Here is an 18,602-nt window from a genome sequence, read left to right as displayed (position 1 = left end):
CAGGCCGATCAGCAGCGGGCAGCCCATGCGCGCGGCAATCAGGCGGCCGGGCTCGTTCTTGCTGACCACGGCGATTGCGTAGGCGCCGACCAGTTCGCTGACCGCCGCCTGCACCGCGGCGAGCAGATCCAATCCCTGCTGCTGGTGGAAATGCACCAGATGCGCGATGACCTCGGTGTCGGTCTGCGATTCGAAGGCGTAGCCGGCGGCGCGCAGGCGTTCGCGCTGCTCGTCGTGGTTTTCGATGATGCCGTTATGCACCACCGCCAATTCACCGAAGCTGATGTGCGGGTGCGCATTGGCTTCGGTGACGCCGCCGTGGGTGGCCCAGCGGGTGTGGCCGATGCCGACTTGAGCGTGGAAGCCTTCCGCCTGCGCGGCGTTCTCCATCTCGCTGACGCGGCCGGTGCGGCGCACGCGGCGCAGCTGCGCGCCGTCGAACACGGCGATGCCGGAGGAATCGTAGCCACGATATTCCAAGCGTTTTAGTCCGTCGATCAGGACCGATACCACATCGCGATCCGCGATCGCTGCAACGATTCCGCACATGCTGGAAGTACTCCGGGGGAAGTGGCGATAGTTTATCCATCCCGCCTCGCGACAGACGCGACACGCGTCTCGGCGAACGCCGCGGCTTTCGCGTCTCTCACCCCGGATTCAGCTTGGATCGAGCCGATCGGCCCGCGCCGCTCAAAGGCGGGGGCGCGGTCGTGCGTCCGGTGACAGAACGGTGACCATCATCGCGCCGACGTCCGCGTGACTGCCCGCATCGGAACTCGCGGGCACGCTCCGAATCGACGCACCGCCGCCCGGCGTCACAGCCCGCCGGCTCCGCCGTTCTAGCCGAGCATGGCCGTCCGCGTGGCCAGCCCTCGTTTTCACCCCTAACGATCGACCGGCCGGGTTGCTCCGGCGTCCGCAGTAGTCGCGTCCCAACCTAGGAACGTCATGACCAGTCCCTCCGCCAAGCCGAACATCCTCGTCATCCTCGTCGATCAACTGCGCTTCCCGCGTTATGCCTACGGTGCCGAGGGCGGCTTCGCGCCGCAGCTCAAGGACATCGTCGGTTTCCAGGGCGAGCCCGAGGCCGACAACGACTATCGCCGCTTCTTTCCCGGACTGTGGTCGCTGCGCAAGCATTCGGTGGTGCTGCGCAAGCACACCATCGCTTCTTCGGCCTGCATTCCCAGCCGCGCCGCGCTGATGACCGGGCAATACGGCGCGCGCACCGGCGTGACGCAGACCGACGGCTTGTTCAAGAACGGCGACGCCGATGCGTTTGCGTGGCTGGCCGAGGACGGCATCCCGACGCTCGGCCACTGGTTCCGCGGCGCCGGTTACAAGACGCATTACTTCGGCAAGTGGCATGTCAGCAATCCGCCGGCGCATTCGCTGCACAAATACGGCTTCGACGATTGGGAGTTGTCCTGGCCCGAGCCGCACGGATCGAGCATCAACAACCTCGGCGCCTACCGCGACATCGGCTTCCGCGATCTGGTCTGCGGCTTCCTGCGCGGACAGGGCCTGGGCCTGCCGTACAACCGCCATCTGGCCCAGCAGGATCAAAGCCGGCCGCTGGCGCCACCGCCCGCCACCGACGCCAAACCGTGGCTGGCGGTGGCGTCGTTCGCCAATCCGCACGACATCGCGACCTATCCCGGCCTGCCGCGCGGGCTCGATCCCGATGCGCCGCCGCTGGGTCCGTTGCCGGTGCCGGCGCAGGGCAGCTTCAGCAATCCGCCGACCGCCGGCAGCCTGAGCCTGGCGCTCAATCCGCTGGGATTTCCGCAGGACAACGCGCGGGTGCCGCCGAGCATGGACGATCCGCTCAGCAACAAACCCGCGTGCCAGTTCGATTACGCATACAAGATGGGCCTGGCGCTCGCGGCCAAGACCGGGCTGTCGGCGCAGACCCAGGCTGGGTTGGACGCGGTCAACGCCGCCTTGCTGTCGGGCATTCCGTTCCAGCTCACCCGCGACCCGCACGAAGCGGTGGAGCGTTTCGTCCAGTACTACGCGTGGTTGCAGCATCTGGTGGACGGGCACATCCGCCATGTGCTCGACGCGCTGGACGAATCGGGCCAGCGCGAAAACACCATCGTGGTGTTCATGGCCGATCACGGCGAATACGGCGGCGCGCACAACTACATGATCGAGAAGTGGCACACCGCGTATCAGGAAGTGCTGCACGTGCCGGTGGTGATCCAGTCGGCGCGGGTCAATCATCGGCCCGACATGCGCCAGATCGACGCGCTGACCAGCCACGTCGATATCGTGCCGACTCTGCTCGGTCTGGCCGGATTCGACGCCGCGCAGCGCGAGCAGATCCGCCAGACTCTGCGCGAAACCCGCCCGGTGCCGCCGTTCCCGGGCGTGGACCTGAGCGCGGTGATCCGCGGCGAGGAGACCGAACCCAAGCAAGCCGACGGCCAGGTGCGCGAAGGCATCCTGTTCGCTACCGACGACGAAATCACCGAGCGCCTGCACGCCGACATCGATCCGCATCAACTGCATTCCGATCGCGAGTACAAGATCTTCCTGGACATGGTCGATGTGGTCCGCGACGGCAGCACCCCGCTGCCCTACAACGGCCCGGTGCCGCAGCTGGCGCCGGGCCCGGTGCGCCAGCCCAACCATGTACGTTGCGTGCGTTCGGGTGAGTGGAAATTGGTGCGCTACTGGGACCCGCGCGGCATCGAAGCCGACCAGTGGGAGTTGTACGACCTGGAACACGACGGCTGCGAGATGACCAATCTGCTGATCACCGACGGCCACTTTCCGACCCCGATCGCCGCGCTGCCCGCGCCCTACATCGCCGGGCAAATCGTGGAGACGGCAAACCGGCTGCTGCGGCTGTTGCAGCGCTACGAAAAAGAAATGCTGTCGGCGCCGGAGCAGTAATCGGTCCGCGGCGGACGGCCGTGCCGGTCGCGGGTGGTGTGATCCATAGCTCGTAATCGGCGCGGCGAACGGCTCACGCCGGCGCGAAATCGCCTCCCAGGCCGGCGCCGCGGCGGGCCCGAGCGCGTCGGCGATCACAGTCGCGCAGACGCGAATCGCGGGCACCGCTGGATGCGCGGCGAAGCGTGATCCACCCGTCAGAAGCCCGCGCGCGGCCCGGCTAGTCTCGCCGAACCCCCTCTCGCAATTCGTGAACCGTATGGTCGATATCCATCAGGCCTGGCCGTACTTCGTCATGATGCTGGCGACCTTCGCTTTCGCCTGGCTGCCTGTGTTCCGGCGCGCGGACCTGATCGGGCCGCAACTGGACAAGCGCACCGACACACTCGACGGCCTGCGCGGTTTCCTGGCGATGAGCGTGTTCGCCACGCACGTGATCGTCCACTACGACTACCTGATCACCGGGGTGTGGAAGCCGTCCGCGGCGCAGTTCTACAACACCGCCGGGGTGGTGTCGGTCAGCGTGTTCTTCATGCTCACCGGCTTCCTGTTCTGGAACAAACTGCTCAAGGCCGAGGGCCGTCCGGGCTGGAAGGATCTGTATATCGGCCGCGTGTTCCGCCTCGGCCCGATGTACGTGGTCGCGGTGCTGGTGATGATCGGCGTGGTCGCGTACCGGACCGGATTCCAGTGGCGGGTGCCGCCGCTGCAGGCGATCGCCTCGGCGCTGGCGTGGCTGGCGCTGGGCATCGTGCCGCCGCCGCCGACCATCAACGGCTACACCGACACCGGCACGATCCTCGCCGGCGTGACCTGGACCTTGTTCTTCGAATGGCTGTTCTATTTCTCGCTGCCGCTGCTGGCGTTCTTCGTGCGCCGCCGTCGCCATCTGATGTTCACCGCCAGCATCGTCGCGCTGTGCCTGCTGACCATCCTCGCCGCGACCTGGGGCGGCGGCTTCGAGCCCGGAGTCAAGCCGCGGCCGATCCTGCTGCTGGCGGTACTGGCCGAACTGATCCTGATGCTGGTTTCGGGCATGTTCGTCGCCTCGCTGCTGCATGCAGGGTTCGGCGCAAAACTGCAGTTGCACAAACCGCTGTGGGCCGCGGTCGCACTGGCGTGCATCGTGCTGGTGTTCGCGGCGATGCTGAGCACGCGCAGCATCGGCATGCTGCAACTGCTGGCGCTGTGCCCGCTGACCGGCGCGTTCTTCTTCATCGTGTGCTCGGGCAATCGCCTGTTCGGCGTGCTGTCGCTGGCGCCGGCGCGGCGGCTGAGCAATCTGAGCTACAGCATCTATCTGTCGCAGGGTTTGGCGATGGTGGCGGTGTTCGCGATCCCGGGCGTCAAGGCGTATGCGCTCAGCGGCACGGTGCCGTTCTGGATCGTCAACATCGGCTGCGGCCTGGTGCTGTGCCTGAGCGCATTGGCGACGTATCTGTACGTCGAGGAGCCGGGCATCCGCATGGGCAAGCGGATCATCCAGCGCCTGGGCAGCAAGCGCGCGCCGCTGGGCGCGGTGCCGTCGCCGACCTGAGTCGCATCTGGCGCCGGCGGCTGCGTCGCCGGCCATCGGATCGTCCCCTCTCGTTATAGATATGGGGCCGGCGAAATATCCTTCAAGACTTTCATAATTCCAGGAAATTCATATAGTTGCATCGTCCTCTCAGCAGGCACGGGCGACCCATGAACGACTCCGACCGCTCCGCTCAAAACACACCCTCGCGTCCGCCGGACGCCTTGCCCACGTTCAAGAACGACGACGCCCGCGACCGCTATCTGGCCGCTTACGACGCCGCCGTGGGCGAGTGGCCGATCGCCTGCGAGCAGCTCGATGTTCCGACCCGCTGGGGTTCGACCCACCTCATCGTCAGCGGCCCGGCCGACGCGCCGCCGCTGGTGCTGCTGCCCAGCTTCGCCGGCACCGCCACCGCGTGGCGCCTCAACGTCGCCGGGCTGAGCGCGCACTACCGCACTTACGCGATCGATGTGATCGCGCAGCCGGGCAAGGGTTGGTCGTATCGGCGTTTGCGCGATCGCCGCGAGTACGCCGACTGGTTAGGCGAAGTGCTCGATGGCCTGGGCCTGTCGCGCGTGTCGATCGTCGGCTGTTCGTTCGGCGGTTTCCTCGCCCTGAATCAGGCCTCGCTGACGCCGAGGCGGGTCGAGCGCGTGGTGATGATCAGCCCGGTCGGCAGTTTCGCTTCGCAATTCTGGAAGCTCACCTACTCGGCGCGGATCAAGCGGCCGCTGGTCAAACTCTGGCGCCGCCTGAGCGGCAGCCAGCGCGCGCCGAGCATGACCGACCTGGGCGTGCGGCCGCCGCGCGACACGCGGTGGGCCGCGCTGATGGCGACGACGATGATGCCGGCGTTCTCCGCGGTCGGCGTCATCAATCCGGCGGTGCTGAGCCGGCGCGAACTGCGCGCGATCCGCGCGCCGGCCTTGTTGCTGATCGGCGACGCGGAGCGGCTGTACGAGCCGGCGGCGATGGCGCGGCTGGCGCGAAAGCGCATGCCCGCGCTGGAAACGGCGATCGTGCCCGACGCCGATCACGTCGCGGCGATGGCGCAGCCTGATGAGGTCAACGCGCGGATCTTGCGGTTCCTGCAACCGCGCGATTGAACCGGCGACGCCGATAAGGACTTCATCGGCGTCGCCGGCGCGGGGCCGCCGCGGCGCGGATCAGTGCCAGTTGAGGTTGAGCGACACGCCGACCACGCGCGGCTCGTTGTAGACCGCGGCCATGTAGTTCTCGATCACGCCCTTGAGGTTCTTCTCGTTGGTGATGTTGCGCGCGAACAAGGCGACTTCGTACGCGCCGTAACCGCCGGTGTAGCCCACCTTCAGGCCGCCCTCGAAGTTGCCGCTGGCGTTGAATTCGGTCGAGTCGTACAGCACGAAGCTGGTGTAGCCCTGCTTGTTCCAGTCGGTGGACACGAACAAGGCGCCGCTGTCGCTGACCGGGATGTCGTAGCGCGCGCCCAGGTTGAGGCTGTACTTGGGCGCGTTCGGCAGCGGGTTGCCGTTGATCTGCGCGAAAGTGTTGGCGCCGACCTTGATGGTCGGATCGTTGACGGTGCACACCACCGTACCGTTGAGCGCGCACACCTGGGCGTAGACGCGGTCGTCCTCGATCTTGCTGCGCAGCAGGCTCACGCCGGCGGTCAGCGACAGGTTCGGGATCGGACGCCAGTCCAGATCGGCTTCGACACCGTAGGCGCGCGCCTTGTCGGCGTTGAACAACACGCCGTTGCCGTTGGAGTCGTTGCCGTTGAGCTGGATGTCATCGACGGTGTAGGTGAAGCCGGTGACGTTCAAACGCAGGCGGTTGTCGAACAGGCTGCTCTTGATGCCCGCTTCCCACGACACGATGGTTTCCGAATCGGCGGTGGTGAAGTCGGCATTGAACACCGCCGAGCGGCCCTGGATGGTCGGGCCGCGGAAGCCGCGCGCCACCTTGGCGTAGACGCTGAGGTTCGGATTGATTTCGTACATCGCGCTCAGGTCCCAGCTGGGCTGGGTGTCGGACATGCGCACGTCGCGGCGGCCGGTGTAGGTCGAAACGCCGGCGACGGTGTCGGCGGTCTTGAGCAGGCGCGTGCGCTTGGTGTCCTTGGTCTCGCGCAGGCCGGCGGTCACGGTCAGCGCATCGGTGACCTTGTAGCTGAGCTGGCCGAACGCGGCCCACGAGGTATTGCTGTTGCGCAGGCGCACCCAGTTGTTGGGATTGCGCGCCGCGCCGCGCAGGAACCAGGCGCGCTGATAGAAATCGGTGGTGTCGCGGCCGTCGAAATAGAACGCGCCGACCTGCCATTGCAGGGCGTCGTCGCCTTCGCTGGCCAGGCGGAATTCCTGCGTGAACTGGTCCAGGTCGCGGACCTGTCCCATCGACTGGCCGAAACCGTTGGGCACGCCGCGCACCGGGTAGTTCGCCGCGGCGCCGCCGTCGGTGTCGCCGCGGCTGTAGCCGGACGTGGTTTCGTAGGCGCTGATCGAGGTCAGCGAGGCTTCGCCGAAGTCGTACGTGGCCTTGATCGAGCCGCCGTAGGTCTTGTACGCCTGCGGGTTATTGCCGGCTTCGTCATAGGCGACCTTGTCGCGCGGCACATCGACTTCGTTGGAGCCCTTGACGATGGCGTTGCGCAGGAACAGCGTCGAGGTGCCGGCGTAATCGCGCGCGTGCGCCGAGGCCAGGATCGAGAAATTCTCGTTCGGCGTCAGCAGCAGCTGCAGGCGCAGATTGCGGTCGTCGAAGCCGCCCATCGCGTCCTTCTTCGGCGTGACCGTGCCGTCGGCGCTGGGGCCGGTGTAGGTGTTATCGACCCAGTCGTCGCGGTGCTGGTACAGCGCCGACACGCGGAACGACAGCATGTCGTTGATCGGGCCGCCGATGCCGCCGTCGAAGGACACGGTGTTGTAGCTGCCGTAGCTGGCCTGCATGCGGCCGCTGTAGTCCTGGCTCGGCTTGATGCTGTCGAACTTGATGATGCCGGCGGTGGTGTTGCGGCCGAACAGCGAGCCCTGCGGGCCGCGCAGCACTTCGACCTGGTCCAGGTCGAAGACCGGATTGGACTTCAGCACGACGTGTTCGAGCACGACATCGTCCTGGATGATCGACACCGGCTGCGAGGCGCCGAGGTAGAAATCGATATTGCCCAGGCCGCGGATGTAGAAGCGCGGGAAGATGCGCCCGGTGGTGGTTTCCGCGTACAGGCTGGGGACGCGGCCGGACAGGGCCAGCAGCGTGTCGTCGCCGCCGGCGGTCAGCGCGCGCATCGCGTCGCCCTGCATGACGCCGACCGAGACCGGCACGTCCTGCAGGTTCTGCTCGCGGCGCTCGGCGGTCACGGTGACCGCGTCGAGCGAGGTCGCCGATTCGTGCGCGGCCGGCGCGGCGGCGGCGCTCGGAGCCGGCGCGGCGTCCTGCTGGGCCGAGGCGGCGGTCGCGGCGCAGACCAGCAACAGGCCGGCGCAGGCCCGGGCCAGCACGCTGCGGCGCGAAAGCGCCAGCAGCCGGCGGGAGTCGTCAACGCGGCCGCGCGGCGGCAGGCGTACTTCATGCAGATACATCGTGGGAAATCCTTGACTGGCGCTGAGGTGCAATGCATTCGGCTCGCGCTGGGCCGATGGCAGCGTGGCGGACGTTTCCGCGTCGCGGCACGGTATGGCATAAGTGTTGCACGGCGGTTGCATTTCGGCGCGTTTGCGACGGCTTGAGAAGCAGGAGCGAGTCCAGAGGAGTGAGGAACGAGCAAAGCAAAGGCTGCGCTCTGCTCGCTCCTCGGAACTCAGCCGGCTCTACTCACTCCTCACTCCTCCGCACTCGTTTCTCGCCGCAAAGCAGCGATCAGGGACAGGAGTAGACATCACTGGCCTGAGACCGATAAGCGGTCCACATCGCGTCGGCGAAGGGGTTGGCGTAGTAACCGCCGTCGCGGCCGGTGCCGTGCGCGGCCGGCCAGCGTCCGGTTCCGTCGGCCGGGTTGTTATCGGCCGCGCCGTTGCCGCGGGGCTGATAGGGATCGGGCTGGGTCCACACGCCATGCTGCACCCAGCGGTCGGCGTAGCGCAGGATGCGGTCGTCGGTCCAGATGCAGCGCAAGGCCGGCAGCAGCCGCAGCGCCAGCGCGGTGGCCTTATAGGCCTTGGCGGTGCAGCAGAACTGGTAGTAGTCGCCCGGTTGCTGGCCGCCGTCGATATAACCGTAGGGGTCGCGACAATCGCGCGAGTTGGTGCCGTGGATCTGGTTCTCCCAGTAGTCCTCCGCCGAACACGGGCTGCCGAACAGCACGACGCCGGAACCGGCGCCGACCGACAGCTGATCGTCCTCCTGATACGTCCCGCCCTGGAAATCGCGCACGCGCTTGCTCAGCGCCACGTCGTCGAGCAGCAGCGCCGACATCGCCAGCACCAGCTTGCGGCCGTGGCGATGGCCGCCGTCGGCGTTGAAGTGCAGCCCGCCCTGCATGGCGGCGTCGAGATCGATGCCGTACTGGACCAGATTGATCGCCAGCTGCCGGCGTTCGAGCGGATCGCCGTCGATCATCAGGCGCAGCGACGCCACCGAGGTGTCCATCGCGATCGCCGCGCCGTAGTCGGGCATGTTGAGCGTCGGGTGGATCTGATCGGCCTGCCAGCCCAGCTGATGATCCAGTTGCACCCGGGCGAATCGATCGGACAGCGAACGCAGGCTCGGCATGTCCGGCAGGCCGGTCAACGCCGGCAACCGGTCCATGCGCAGGCGGCTGAGCGGATACAGCGGCTTGCTGCGGCCGAAGTACGGCGGACGGAACACGTCGCGACCGCCGCCGGGCGGAACCGCGCTCAACACCGTCAGCACCACCGCGGTCTGCAGCGCGGTCTTGTCGTTGCCGGCGAGCGAGACCGCCTTGACGATGGACTGATTGGGCGCGGCCGAATACGGCAGCGCCGGCACGCGCGCGGCGTCGTAACCGCCGGCGTCCTTGTCGAAGCCGTGGCGGTCGATCCTGGACGGATTGACCTCGAAGCCGTTGTGGCCGCCGGCGAAGGCCGGGCTGATCGACATCACCTTGACCTTGCCGGCGCTGCCATCGACCGGGGTCACCCAATAGTCGCCGTTGGCGAACTGGCCGCAGGGATACGCGCGGTCCAGGGTGAAGGTGACGCCGTATTGCTGCACCTGCGAACACGTGGCCGCGACCGCGGCGCGCGCGCTGCCGGTATGGACCGGCGCGGCGCCGACGGCGCCCGCGGATGCGGCCACGGGCGTGGCGGCGGCGGTCCGCGCCGCGGCGGGCGCGGCCCGCTCGGACGAAGACGAAACCGCCGCGGAGTCCAACTCCCACTTCGGGCACCCGGCCAGCGCCAGCACGCCCATCAACAAGGCCGCGCGCGTCAGCAGCGGGCGCATGCCCGGGCCTCGCTCGCGCAGCGATACATCGATGATTCTTCTCACAGCGGTTCTCCCATCGCGACCATCGCGGCGGCCATGGTGCACGCGCGCCGCCGCGCTCGCTGCGGGCAACTTTCGGAACCGCGGCCGCTCATGCAGTTTCGATAAATTCCGTTGAGCGAGAGTGTTCCTTGGCGATTTGGGTCACGGTTCCAGGCCGGTGTTTTTCCGTCGCGCGCGCGGCGCCCGGGCGGGCGGCACGGATGTGGAGGCGCCTTGGGCGCGCCTGTCAACGTACTTACCGCCGACATCGGCCTGCTCTATGCTTCCGCCCCACCCCAAAGGAGCGAGCACCGTGGATCTGGAAACGATTGGAGCGGTTTTTCAAACCGACGACGTGCAGGAAGTCAACAAGCGCCTGGAAGACAGCTGGGTCATCATCGCCGTCGCCACCGGCACGCGCGCCGACGGCCAGCCGTGGATCCTGTACTCGCTGGGCGAGCAGTACGAGGACGAAGAAGACGAAGAGGATGAAGAAGAGGGCGACGAGGAAGAGGAAGAAGAAGATTCCGAGTAAGCCCGGCGAAGATCGCGCTTCGAACTTCGTTTGAGCGCCGTGGAGGGTGCCCAATGCCCTCCACGGTCGCGCGCATCCTCAGCAGCGGCTTCGCTGCGGGCCCCAGCGCATGCCGAGCCAGCCTTGCAGCGGCAGGCTCAGCACCAGCCCGGCAGTGAACCAGCGCGGGAAATCCCCGCCCAGTTGCACCACCGCATAACCGGTGGCGAGCACGATCAACCCCAGGCACGCCAGCGCATGCCCGCGCGCGGCGGTCGCGGCGCAGCGCGCCGCCGTCGCGATCGCGGCGATGCCGCCGGCGATGGTCCAGGCCATATCCCAGCCCAGGCGCGCATTGCCTCCCGGCGCGAGTCCCAGCCAACCCGCGACCTCGCCGCCGGCCAGATTGACCGACACCAGCACGGCCGCCGCCGCGACCATCGCCAGCAGCGAGCGCAGGATCAGGCGCATTGGATTTCGCAGGAAGGGTGTGGGTTTCATAACTTCGGGTGGGGGGCATCTGCGCTTTGCAAATCATTGCCGCGTTCGCGGGAATGACGAGCCCTTGAAAGTCCCGCGGCCGCTCGTTCGTGTTTTCCGCCGCGGCAAGACCGACAAGCGCCGAGGCTGGCGATGTCCTGCTAGGCCACGGCGCCGATAGTACCGCGCCAGACTCGACACGGCCGCTCGCGTTCGCGCCAATGAACCCCGCTTTCGTCGCCCGCACGCCGGCTTCGTCGTCTGCGCATTGCGGCCGCGCACGGCTCGGCGGTATCCGTTGTGTACGCAGTTCTTCAAGCGCGACCTCTACGGGCGCTGCGCCACCTGCATCGTCGCCGGCTGTCGCCACCGGCCTGCGGGGCGGACTCGCTCGCCTCGAATTCGCGGCCGACTCGCTATACCCACCGGGACCGTCCAATGCCAAGAAGATTCGTACTCGCGCTCGCCGCGACGCTGTTGGCGATGCAGGCGCAGGCCGCGCCGTCGTCGATGTCCGATCGGCGCATCGCGGAGGATATCGCCAGCGACGCCGGCATGACGCCGTGTCAGGTGCGGCGAGCGCTGGCGGAACAGTTCCCCATCGCCGCGGAGCAATACGTCATGCATCCGTCCGCGCGCGGACGCATCGCCCGCCTGGTCCGGGAACGCCATGACGCGCAGCAGGCCGAGGCAACCACCGGTTCGCCGCGGCCGGACAGTTGCGCCGGGCACGACGCCGCGCCGGACGCGATCGATCGCAGCGGCGGCGACCCCCGCAGTCACTAACATCGCGCCGATGCAGGACGATCGCGCTGGATTCCGACGAACCCAGCGCGATCGCAACCCATCGCCTCAGGCCGTGGAAATCGGATTCGGCATCGTAACAACGACGCCTTCCAGGACATGTCTTATCCGGTTTCTTGATGGCGATATTTCATATTGGATGACGTAGGGAAACCGTCTCGCACATGCGTTAGTGGAGATAGCATCGCGAAAACATCGCCATGCTGTGTTGGACGTTTCATCGGATCGAGCCGGGTGGGAATCGCCGGCCCGTCTCTCCGTAAACATGAAGCGGCCGGTCCGTCGAAACTCCACGCCGGGATGTCAGGGGAAGTGAAATGAGCAAGCGCAACAGCACGCCAAGCGATGGTGTCGCCGCCGCATCCGGCGGATTGATCTATAGCAATTTTTCCAAGGACGCTGGCTTGTTGCGGGCCGCATCCGCGCCGGCTCGGCGATCAACGCTGCGCGACTTTTGCGACGTAGTTACGCCGACGATGCATAGCGTTATCACGTCGTGCGCCTTCAGCTTGTAAGTCATTCCACGCGCTGGCATCCAGATTGGTACGACAGCGACGAACATTGATACAGGGCCTAGCGCGACCAGCATCTTGCCGTCGCTGTTCCACCTCAGGCTCGGGCATGTCCGTAGCTTGAATTCTGCACGCCAGACCTTGTGATGGCGCTTGTATCTCGACTTATAGCCATGACGCGTGCAGGCCGCGGCGACTGCTCGCGCACCGATCCCAGGCATTGCGCGGGATCGGTTATCGCGCCGTGCTTCAGGAGATCATGCATGAACCAACCAACCGCTAGGCAATGGGCCGCATTCGGCCTGGCCGGCGCATGTGCAGTCGCGAGCCTTGTGGCATTTTTGCCACAAGCAACGCGGATAAAAACGCAGGTGGCTGCGGATGCACCCAAGGCCGACCACGGGCGCATCCGTGCGCACGGCGGCCATTCGAACAACACCGTCGAACTGACGCCGCGCACCGCGGCTCAGGCCAAGCTGGGTCGTGGCCAGTTGCTGCAGGCGCTTCAACAGTATCGGCGCTCGTATCCCGGCGACGTATCCACTGGCGGAACAGCCGGAGCGGGACGTGGTGGCCCGGTTGCTTCCGCGCGCGCGGCTGTCGCCGCACGAACGCCTGCGGCCGTGGCCGCGCAAATTGCCGCACTGGACCGGGCCGGGTTGCCGGCCCCGTACCGCGACGGCGAAAAGGTGAAAGTCAGCCTGCGCCTGTCTCTGACGGTCGAGCAGATCGAGGATTCCCGCGAACTCGCTCGCGCGGCGGCGTTGGCGCGTGAATCCCTGCGAGCCCAGGGCGTCGAGGCCCATCCCATACCGGGTTCGCCGATGCTGGAAGCCGCGATAGCGCTGGCCCGCCTGGAAGCGGTGGCGTCGCTGAAGGAAATCGGTTCGATCCAGATGGCGACATTGCCGCGGACCACCGCTGTCGTCAGCGAAGGCCTGGCCTTGAGCGGTATCGATGCGCTGCGTCGCTTGGGTCTGAGCGCGACCGAAATCCCCGTGGACCTGCGGCGCGAACTCGATGGCCAAGGCGTGACGATCGCCGTCGTCGATCAGTTCAGCTCAGACAACATCGCCGATTTGCAGGATTCGGGCGAGTGGCCCAAGAACAGCGAGACCGAACCGAACAAACTGACGACTATCGGACTCATACCCGATGAGCCGTTCGGCGTGGGCGACCCTGGTGAATCGGGGCGGCACGGCAACAGCGTGACCGAAATCATCTACGACTTTGCCCCGCGGGCGAGCTATCGTCTTTACGACACGGGGAGTCTTTCTTCTCATATAAAGGCCATCCAGGATGCAGCCGGTCTGGATGAGTTCAATGTCATACAAGGCGCGCCCCGCGCGCAGGTGATCAATCTTTCGATCGGCTACGCGGGGGGCGTATCGCCGGGTGACGGGACCGCGGGAAACGGCGAATTGACCGGACTGTACGCGGCGTTCGCCGCAGCCAGGAAAAACGGCGTATTGATCACCCAGGCGGCAGGCAACCAGGGTTCCGCCAATTACTGGGACGGTGAAGCCACCGCCGGTCCCGGTACGGTGGTGCATCAGGATTTTGTGCCGGATAACCGCGATGCCAACGGCGCCGACATCCTGGACGATGTCAATCTCCTCGGCAATCCGCGGCGCGACTATTGCTTTCCGGTCGGAGCAAAGGACCCTCTGTGGGCTCTATTGGGTCGAACCGAGGTCCGTCTGACATGGAGTGACTGGCGAACCGCCGACCACAACACCTCGGCCGACTATCGTTTGGAACTGGTGCGCTGGGCCGACGAGGTTACCGTCATGGAGAACGGGAAAGAGGTGGTCAAGCAGCCGGCGGGCTGGGTGGTTGCGGCTCAATCCGACGAAGCTCAGGACGGCGGCAACGCGGCCGCGCCCACGGAGGTGATCGACTACGCTCCGCAGGCAATGGATCGCACCGCGCGATGTGATGCTTGGGACCCACCGAACGATGAGCACGCCGCGGGAGGCGGCATTTTCGGTGTGCGCATCGTGCGCAAGACGCATCAAGCGGGGCATTTCCTGCGATTGTTCACCAGCGAAACCCGGCCCATGGCTTACAGCCACAGGGCGCGCACGCTCGTTGCGCCCGCGGATTCCGCGGATGTCGTGACGGTGGCCGCGCTCGATGTCTCTGCCCCGTCGGTCTTGAGGCCCACCTCATCGCGCGGACCGGTGTTGGGTCCGGGAGGGACGAGGCCGTCGAGCCCCGAAAAGGATACGAATCCCAAGCCGAATCTGGCCAGTTTCACCGGAGGCGCCACCAAGTCTTCGAAGTGGGGGTTCTTTGGAACCTCGGCCGCGACGCCGCACGTCGCCGGCCTGGCGGCATTGTCACTGCAGTACCAGCGGATGCTGGCGATGAACAATGCGCGCTGGGCCTCGACGCCGCCGCATACGGGAAAGTCGATCCATGCGATTTTGGCTGAATCGTCCTTGTCGGGTGCCTTGCAGCCAGGGGCCAGTGGCTACGAAGACTGGTTGCCGCCGATACTGGCTCAGCGCCGCGAGGACATGGCCTCGGCCACCTTAAAATCGATGTACGCGGTCGCCGGAAGCGCCGGTGGAATGTGGCGCAACCGGCTGAGCGCGAACGTCCCGGACTACGGGCACGGGCTTGGCGTCATGAGGTATGCGCCTCAGGCGGAGGGTTGCTTCTTGGCCTCTCTTTACGATTACGAGGAGCGGCACCGTCGCTGGTTGGCGCCAACCGCTCTGACGACCCATGGCGTCCCCTTTTACCTGCAGCGGCATGGCGATGCCAGCCAATGGTGCGGTCGATAGCCGATACGTTGCACGGACCAAGCGCGGCGCCGGATTTCGGTTCGGCGCCGCTCTTTTCTGTCGGCTTGGAGCTACTAACAAAACCGCTGTACAAATCGCGGGCAGAGCGCCGCAAGCGCGAATGCTCTTGCGCGCATTTCCGCAACTGCGCGCACCCTGCCTGTGCGCAATCGGCCGCCAACCGGCGCGGGCGACGGATCGGGCCGCGCGGCTGCGTAGAATGACCGCCCCGCGGCGCCCGCCCGCGTCGCCGAATCGGTACGGATGCTTTCCATCGCGCTTACACGCCGCAGGTTGTGGCTGCTGTTGTCGTTCGTTTCCACCGGCGCGCTCGCGTCCGACGCGGCGCCGGATACCGAACAGGCGAACGCGGCTTACCGTCGCGCCCTCGATGCGCAAACGCAGGCCGGCACGGCCTCGCCGCTGATGCGCAGCATGCTCGACTCGATGAAGATCGCCGCCGTGCAGGGCTGCCAGCGGGTCGATGCGGAGCAGACCGCCTGCATCGTCAAACTCGACGCGCCGATGCGCGACGGCTATCAGGCCTATCGCTTCCGCGCCGAGGGCAAGGACTGGCGGATCGTGCAGGACGCCGACACTCCGGCGCCGCAGCCGACGCTGGCGCGGGCGCAGGAACTGGTGCGCGCACACCTGACCGGACTGGCCGCGCACAACGCCGATCCCAAAAAAGCCGAGGAATTTCGCCGCTTCGCCGCCGGCCTGAACATGACCGCGCTGAATTCGTGTCAGCTCGACCGCGACAGCGGCGCGGTGGAGTGCGATGGGCACTGGGACAGCGCCAGCGAGGGCAAGGGCTCCAAGCCCTTGCGCTTCGGCCTGAACTCAGCGGACTGGTCGCTGCTGGCGGATTGACCGCACCGGTCGCGCGAAGCCGCGCCGCCGGCGCGCCTCAGAACCGCTCGCCGACCGGCAGGTAACGCCATTGTCCGACCGGCATCTTGCTCAGCGAGATCCGGCCGATGCGCAACCGCTTGCTCGACACCACCTGCAGGCCGACCTGGGCGCACATATGCCGCAACTGCCCACCCTGCGGGTTCTTGATCGCGAAGCGCAGGCGGGTTTCGTTCTGCCAGCTGACCTTGCACGGCGCCAGCGGGCGGCCGCGGTACTCCAGACCGTGGGCGAGACGCTTGAGGCCGTACGGCCCCAGTTCGCCGCTGACCTCGACCACGAACTCCTGCTCGATCTGCGCGTAGTCCTCGGTCAGGCGGCGCCAGATGCGGCCGTCCTGGCTCAGCACGACCAGGCCGGAGGCCTCCGCGTCGATCGGCATCAGCGGGGTCAGACGGTGGAAGTGGCGCTTGAGCAGGCGCACCCCGGAGACATCGCCCTCGGCGCGGGCGGCCGCCACGACCAGACCGGGAATATCCATGAAATCCACGCCGGCCGGCTTGTGCAGCAGCACCGTCGCCGGTTCCGCCGGCTCCAGCCGCGCCTGCGGGTCCAGTTCGACCTGCTCGGTGGAGACCGGCGCCTGCGGCTCTTCCACCACCTCGCCGTCCACCCGGACCCAGCCGCCCTCGATGTATTGCTGGGCTTGCGCGCGCGAACAGCCCGCCAGTTCTGCGACGCGTTTATCTAGACGGAGGGGCTCGGACATGGAAAAAGTCGGCGGGAAAGGCGCTAAGTGTAAAGATATGCGGGTGCCCGGCGGTAAATCCCCCGCCGCCGGACCGATTTCATTCATTAGGACTAGATGAAGACTCCCACAGGCTTGCAGGCGCTGATCGACGACGGCGTCATCGATGAAGTGATGCGTCCGCTCAAAAGCGGCAAAGAGGCGGCGGTGTACGTGGTGCGCTGCGGCGACGAGGTGCGCTGCGCCAAGGTCTACAAGGACATGGCCCAGCGCAGCTTCCAGCAGCGCGTGCAGTACCAGGAAGGGCGCAAGGTGCGCGGCAGCCGCGAGGCGCGCGCGATCGGCAAGGCCACCAAGTACGGGCGCAAGCAGCAGGAAACCGCCTGGAAGAACACCGAGGTGGATGCGCTGTACCAGTTGCGCGAGGCCGGCGTGCGCGTGCCCGAGCCCTACGGCTATTTCCACGGCGTGCTGGTGATGGAACTGGTGACCGACGCCGACGGCCATTCCGCGCCGCGCCTGGGCGAGGTCGAACTGGCGCCGGATCAGGCGCGCGGCTTTCACCGCTTCCTGGTGCGCCAGGTGGTGAAGATGCTGTGCGTCGGGCTGATCCACGGCGATCTGTCCGAATACAACGTGCTGGTCGCGCCCGACGGCCCGGTCATCATCGACTTCCCGCAAGTCGTCAGCGCCGCCGGCAACAACGCCGCGCGCACGATGCTGCTGCGCGACGTCAACAACCTCACCGCCAGCCTCGGCGCCTGGGCGCCGGAGTTGCTCGACACCTGGTACGCGGAGGAGATGTGGGCCTTGTTCGAGGCCGGCGATCTGCATCCGGACAGCGAACTCACCGGGACCTTCGTCCACGACGAGTCGGCGATCGATCTCGACAGCGTGCGCCATGCGATCAACGACGCGCGCGAAGAAGCCTTGATCCGCCAGCAAGGGCGCGAAGCCGCGGCGGCCGAAGACTGACGCGAGCCCGCATGGCGATGGCCATGCGGGCTCGTTCCGCGGCGGCTCGACCGGATCGCGCGCCGCCGCTTTCAACGCATCAACGGTCCTTGAGGAAATCGCGGATCAGCCCGGCGATCTGCGGGCCATGGGTTTCCAGCGCGAAATGGCCGGTGTCGAGCAGATGCACCTGCGCATCGGGATTGTCGCGACGGTACGGCTCCGCGCCGGCCGCCAGGAAGATCTGGTCGTTCTTGCCCCAGATCACCAGGGTCGGCGGGCGATGCTTGCGGAAGTAGGCCTGCCACTGCGGATACTTGCCCAGGTTGTGCTGGTAATCGAAGAACAGGGCCAGCTGGATGTCCTTGTTGCCGGGGCGCTCCAGATAGGCCTGATCGAGCGCATACGCATCCGGGCTGACCAGACTCGGGTCGCGCACGCCGTCCAGGTACTGCCAGCGCGTGGCTTCCGCCGACAAGCCGGCCTTCAACAACACTTCGCGATTGGCGGCGCTGTTGTCCTTCCAATAGGCCTTGATCGGGTCCCAGAACTTGCCGATGCCTTCCTCGTAGGCGTTGCCGTTCTGCACGACCAGCGCGGTCACGCGCTCGGGATGCGCGCTGGCCAGACGGAAGCCCACCGGCGCGCCGTAGTCCATCAGGTACAGCGCATAGCGCGTGAGCCCCAGCTGCCGGGTGAAGCCGTCCATCAACGCGGCGTAGCGGTCGAAGCTGTATTCGAATTTATCCATCGGCGGCGCCGCGCTCTGGCCGAAGCCGGGATAGTCCGGGGCGATGACGCGATAGCGGTCGGCCAAGCGCGGCATCAGGTCGCGGTACATGTGGCTGGAACTCGGGAAGCCGTGCAGCAGCAACAGCACCGGCGCATCGCGCGGGCCGGCTTCGCGATAAGCGATCTCCACGCCATCGACAACGGCTTTGCGGTAGCGGACGACGCTGGCCTGATCCTGCTGCGCGACTGGCACGGAGGATTCGGCTTGCTGCGCCGAGGCGAGGCCGGGCAGCGCCAGGGCGATGGCGAGCACGAGTACGGATGCGGCGGCACGGCGCAGGCGCGAGGCGGGACGGAGCGCTTGGGACGGGGTGGACATGGCGGGACTCCCTGA

At 66.7% G+C, this 18,602-nt stretch carries 13 protein-coding genes and 2 pseudogenes; 9 read left to right on the top strand and 6 right to left on the bottom strand.

The features are described from left to right. Positions 1 to 549, bottom strand: a pseudogene (locus J7J50_RS23110) (class II glutamine amidotransferase); the annotation flags it as partial. A gap of 399 nt (positions 550 to 948) precedes the next feature. On the opposite strand from J7J50_RS23110, the gene J7J50_RS23105 reads away from it, so the two are divergent. The 3 genes from J7J50_RS23105 (at position 949) to J7J50_RS23095 (ending at position 5,526) form a co-directional block, all read left to right on the top strand. After that, positions 949 to 2,901, top strand: a complete 1,953-nt coding sequence (locus tag J7J50_RS23105; protein ID WP_215060691.1) for a sulfatase-like hydrolase/transferase — start codon at positions 949 to 951, stop codon at positions 2,899 to 2,901. A 259-nt stretch (positions 2,902 to 3,160) separates the two neighbouring features. After that, entirely contained in the window at positions 3,161 to 4,438 is a 1,278-nt protein-coding gene (locus J7J50_RS23100) for an acyltransferase (RefSeq protein ID WP_215060693.1), read from the top strand. Between the two features lie 149 nt (positions 4,439 to 4,587). Beyond that, entirely contained in the window at positions 4,588 to 5,526 is a 939-nt protein-coding gene (locus tag J7J50_RS23095; RefSeq protein WP_215060695.1) for an alpha/beta hydrolase, read from the top strand. A 60-nt stretch (positions 5,527 to 5,586) separates the two neighbouring features. Here the strand turns inward: J7J50_RS23095 and J7J50_RS23090 are convergent. After that, positions 5,587 to 7,902: pseudogene (locus J7J50_RS23090) on the bottom strand (TonB-dependent receptor); the annotation flags it as partial. A 349-nt stretch (positions 7,903 to 8,251) separates the two neighbouring features. Continuing rightward, the gene (locus J7J50_RS23085; protein ID WP_215060699.1) at positions 8,252 to 9,796 is read right to left on the bottom strand and encodes a hypothetical protein; all 1,545 of its coding nucleotides are present in this window, start codon (positions 9,794 to 9,796) and stop codon (positions 8,252 to 8,254) included. 337 nt (positions 9,797 to 10,133) lie between these two features. Here J7J50_RS23085 and J7J50_RS23080 point away from each other — a divergent pair, with 337 nt between their 5' ends. Next, entirely contained in the window at positions 10,134 to 10,355 is a 222-nt protein-coding gene (locus J7J50_RS23080) for a hypothetical protein (protein ID WP_215060700.1), read from the top strand. A gap of 78 nt (positions 10,356 to 10,433) precedes the next feature. Here J7J50_RS23080 and J7J50_RS23075 read toward each other — a convergent pair whose 3' ends face one another. Beyond that, entirely contained in the window at positions 10,434 to 10,805 is a 372-nt protein-coding gene (locus tag J7J50_RS23075) for a hypothetical protein (RefSeq protein ID WP_215060703.1), read from the bottom strand. 447 nt (positions 10,806 to 11,252) lie between these two features. Between J7J50_RS23075 and J7J50_RS23070 the strand changes: the two genes are divergently transcribed. From J7J50_RS23070 to J7J50_RS23055, 4 genes are all read left to right on the top strand, one after another. After that, on the top strand, positions 11,253 to 11,600 hold the full coding sequence (locus J7J50_RS23070; RefSeq protein ID WP_215060705.1) for a hypothetical protein: 348 nt from the start codon (positions 11,253 to 11,255) through the stop codon (positions 11,598 to 11,600). A gap of 335 nt (positions 11,601 to 11,935) precedes the next feature. Further along, positions 11,936 to 12,133, top strand: coding sequence for a hypothetical protein (locus J7J50_RS23065; RefSeq protein WP_215060707.1), 198 nt, complete (start codon positions 11,936 to 11,938; stop codon positions 12,131 to 12,133). 260 nt (positions 12,134 to 12,393) lie between these two features. Further along, entirely contained in the window at positions 12,394 to 14,922 is a 2,529-nt protein-coding gene (locus J7J50_RS23060) for a S8 family serine peptidase (protein WP_215060709.1), read from the top strand. Positions 14,923 to 15,186: 264 nt separating this feature from the next. Continuing rightward, entirely contained in the window at positions 15,187 to 15,795 is a 609-nt protein-coding gene (locus tag J7J50_RS23055) for a hypothetical protein (RefSeq protein WP_215060711.1), read from the top strand. 37 nt (positions 15,796 to 15,832) lie between these two features. Here the strand turns inward: J7J50_RS23055 and J7J50_RS23050 are convergent, their stop codons facing one another. Next, positions 15,833 to 16,543, bottom strand: coding sequence for an rRNA pseudouridine synthase (locus J7J50_RS23050; RefSeq protein WP_215060713.1), 711 nt, complete (start codon positions 16,541 to 16,543; stop codon positions 15,833 to 15,835). Positions 16,544 to 16,639: 96 nt separating this feature from the next. Between J7J50_RS23050 and J7J50_RS23045 the strand changes: the two genes are divergently transcribed. Beyond that, positions 16,640 to 17,497 (top strand): PA4780 family RIO1-like protein kinase, encoded by an 858-nt coding sequence (locus J7J50_RS23045; RefSeq protein ID WP_215060715.1) that lies wholly within the window; start codon positions 16,640 to 16,642, stop codon positions 17,495 to 17,497. 79 nt (positions 17,498 to 17,576) lie between these two features. On the opposite strand, the gene J7J50_RS23040 is transcribed toward J7J50_RS23045, so the two are convergent. Beyond that, the gene (locus tag J7J50_RS23040; protein WP_215060717.1) at positions 17,577 to 18,587 is read right to left on the bottom strand and encodes an alpha/beta hydrolase; all 1,011 of its coding nucleotides are present in this window, start codon (positions 18,585 to 18,587) and stop codon (positions 17,577 to 17,579) included. Between the last annotated feature and the right edge of the window lie 15 nt (positions 18,588 to 18,602).

Origin of the sequence: Lysobacter sp. ISL-50, assembly GCF_018612875.1 — a bacterium.
Classification (GTDB): domain Bacteria; phylum Pseudomonadota; class Gammaproteobacteria; order Xanthomonadales; family Xanthomonadaceae; genus Lysobacter.
This window is presented reverse-complemented; position numbering and strand designations above follow the sequence as displayed.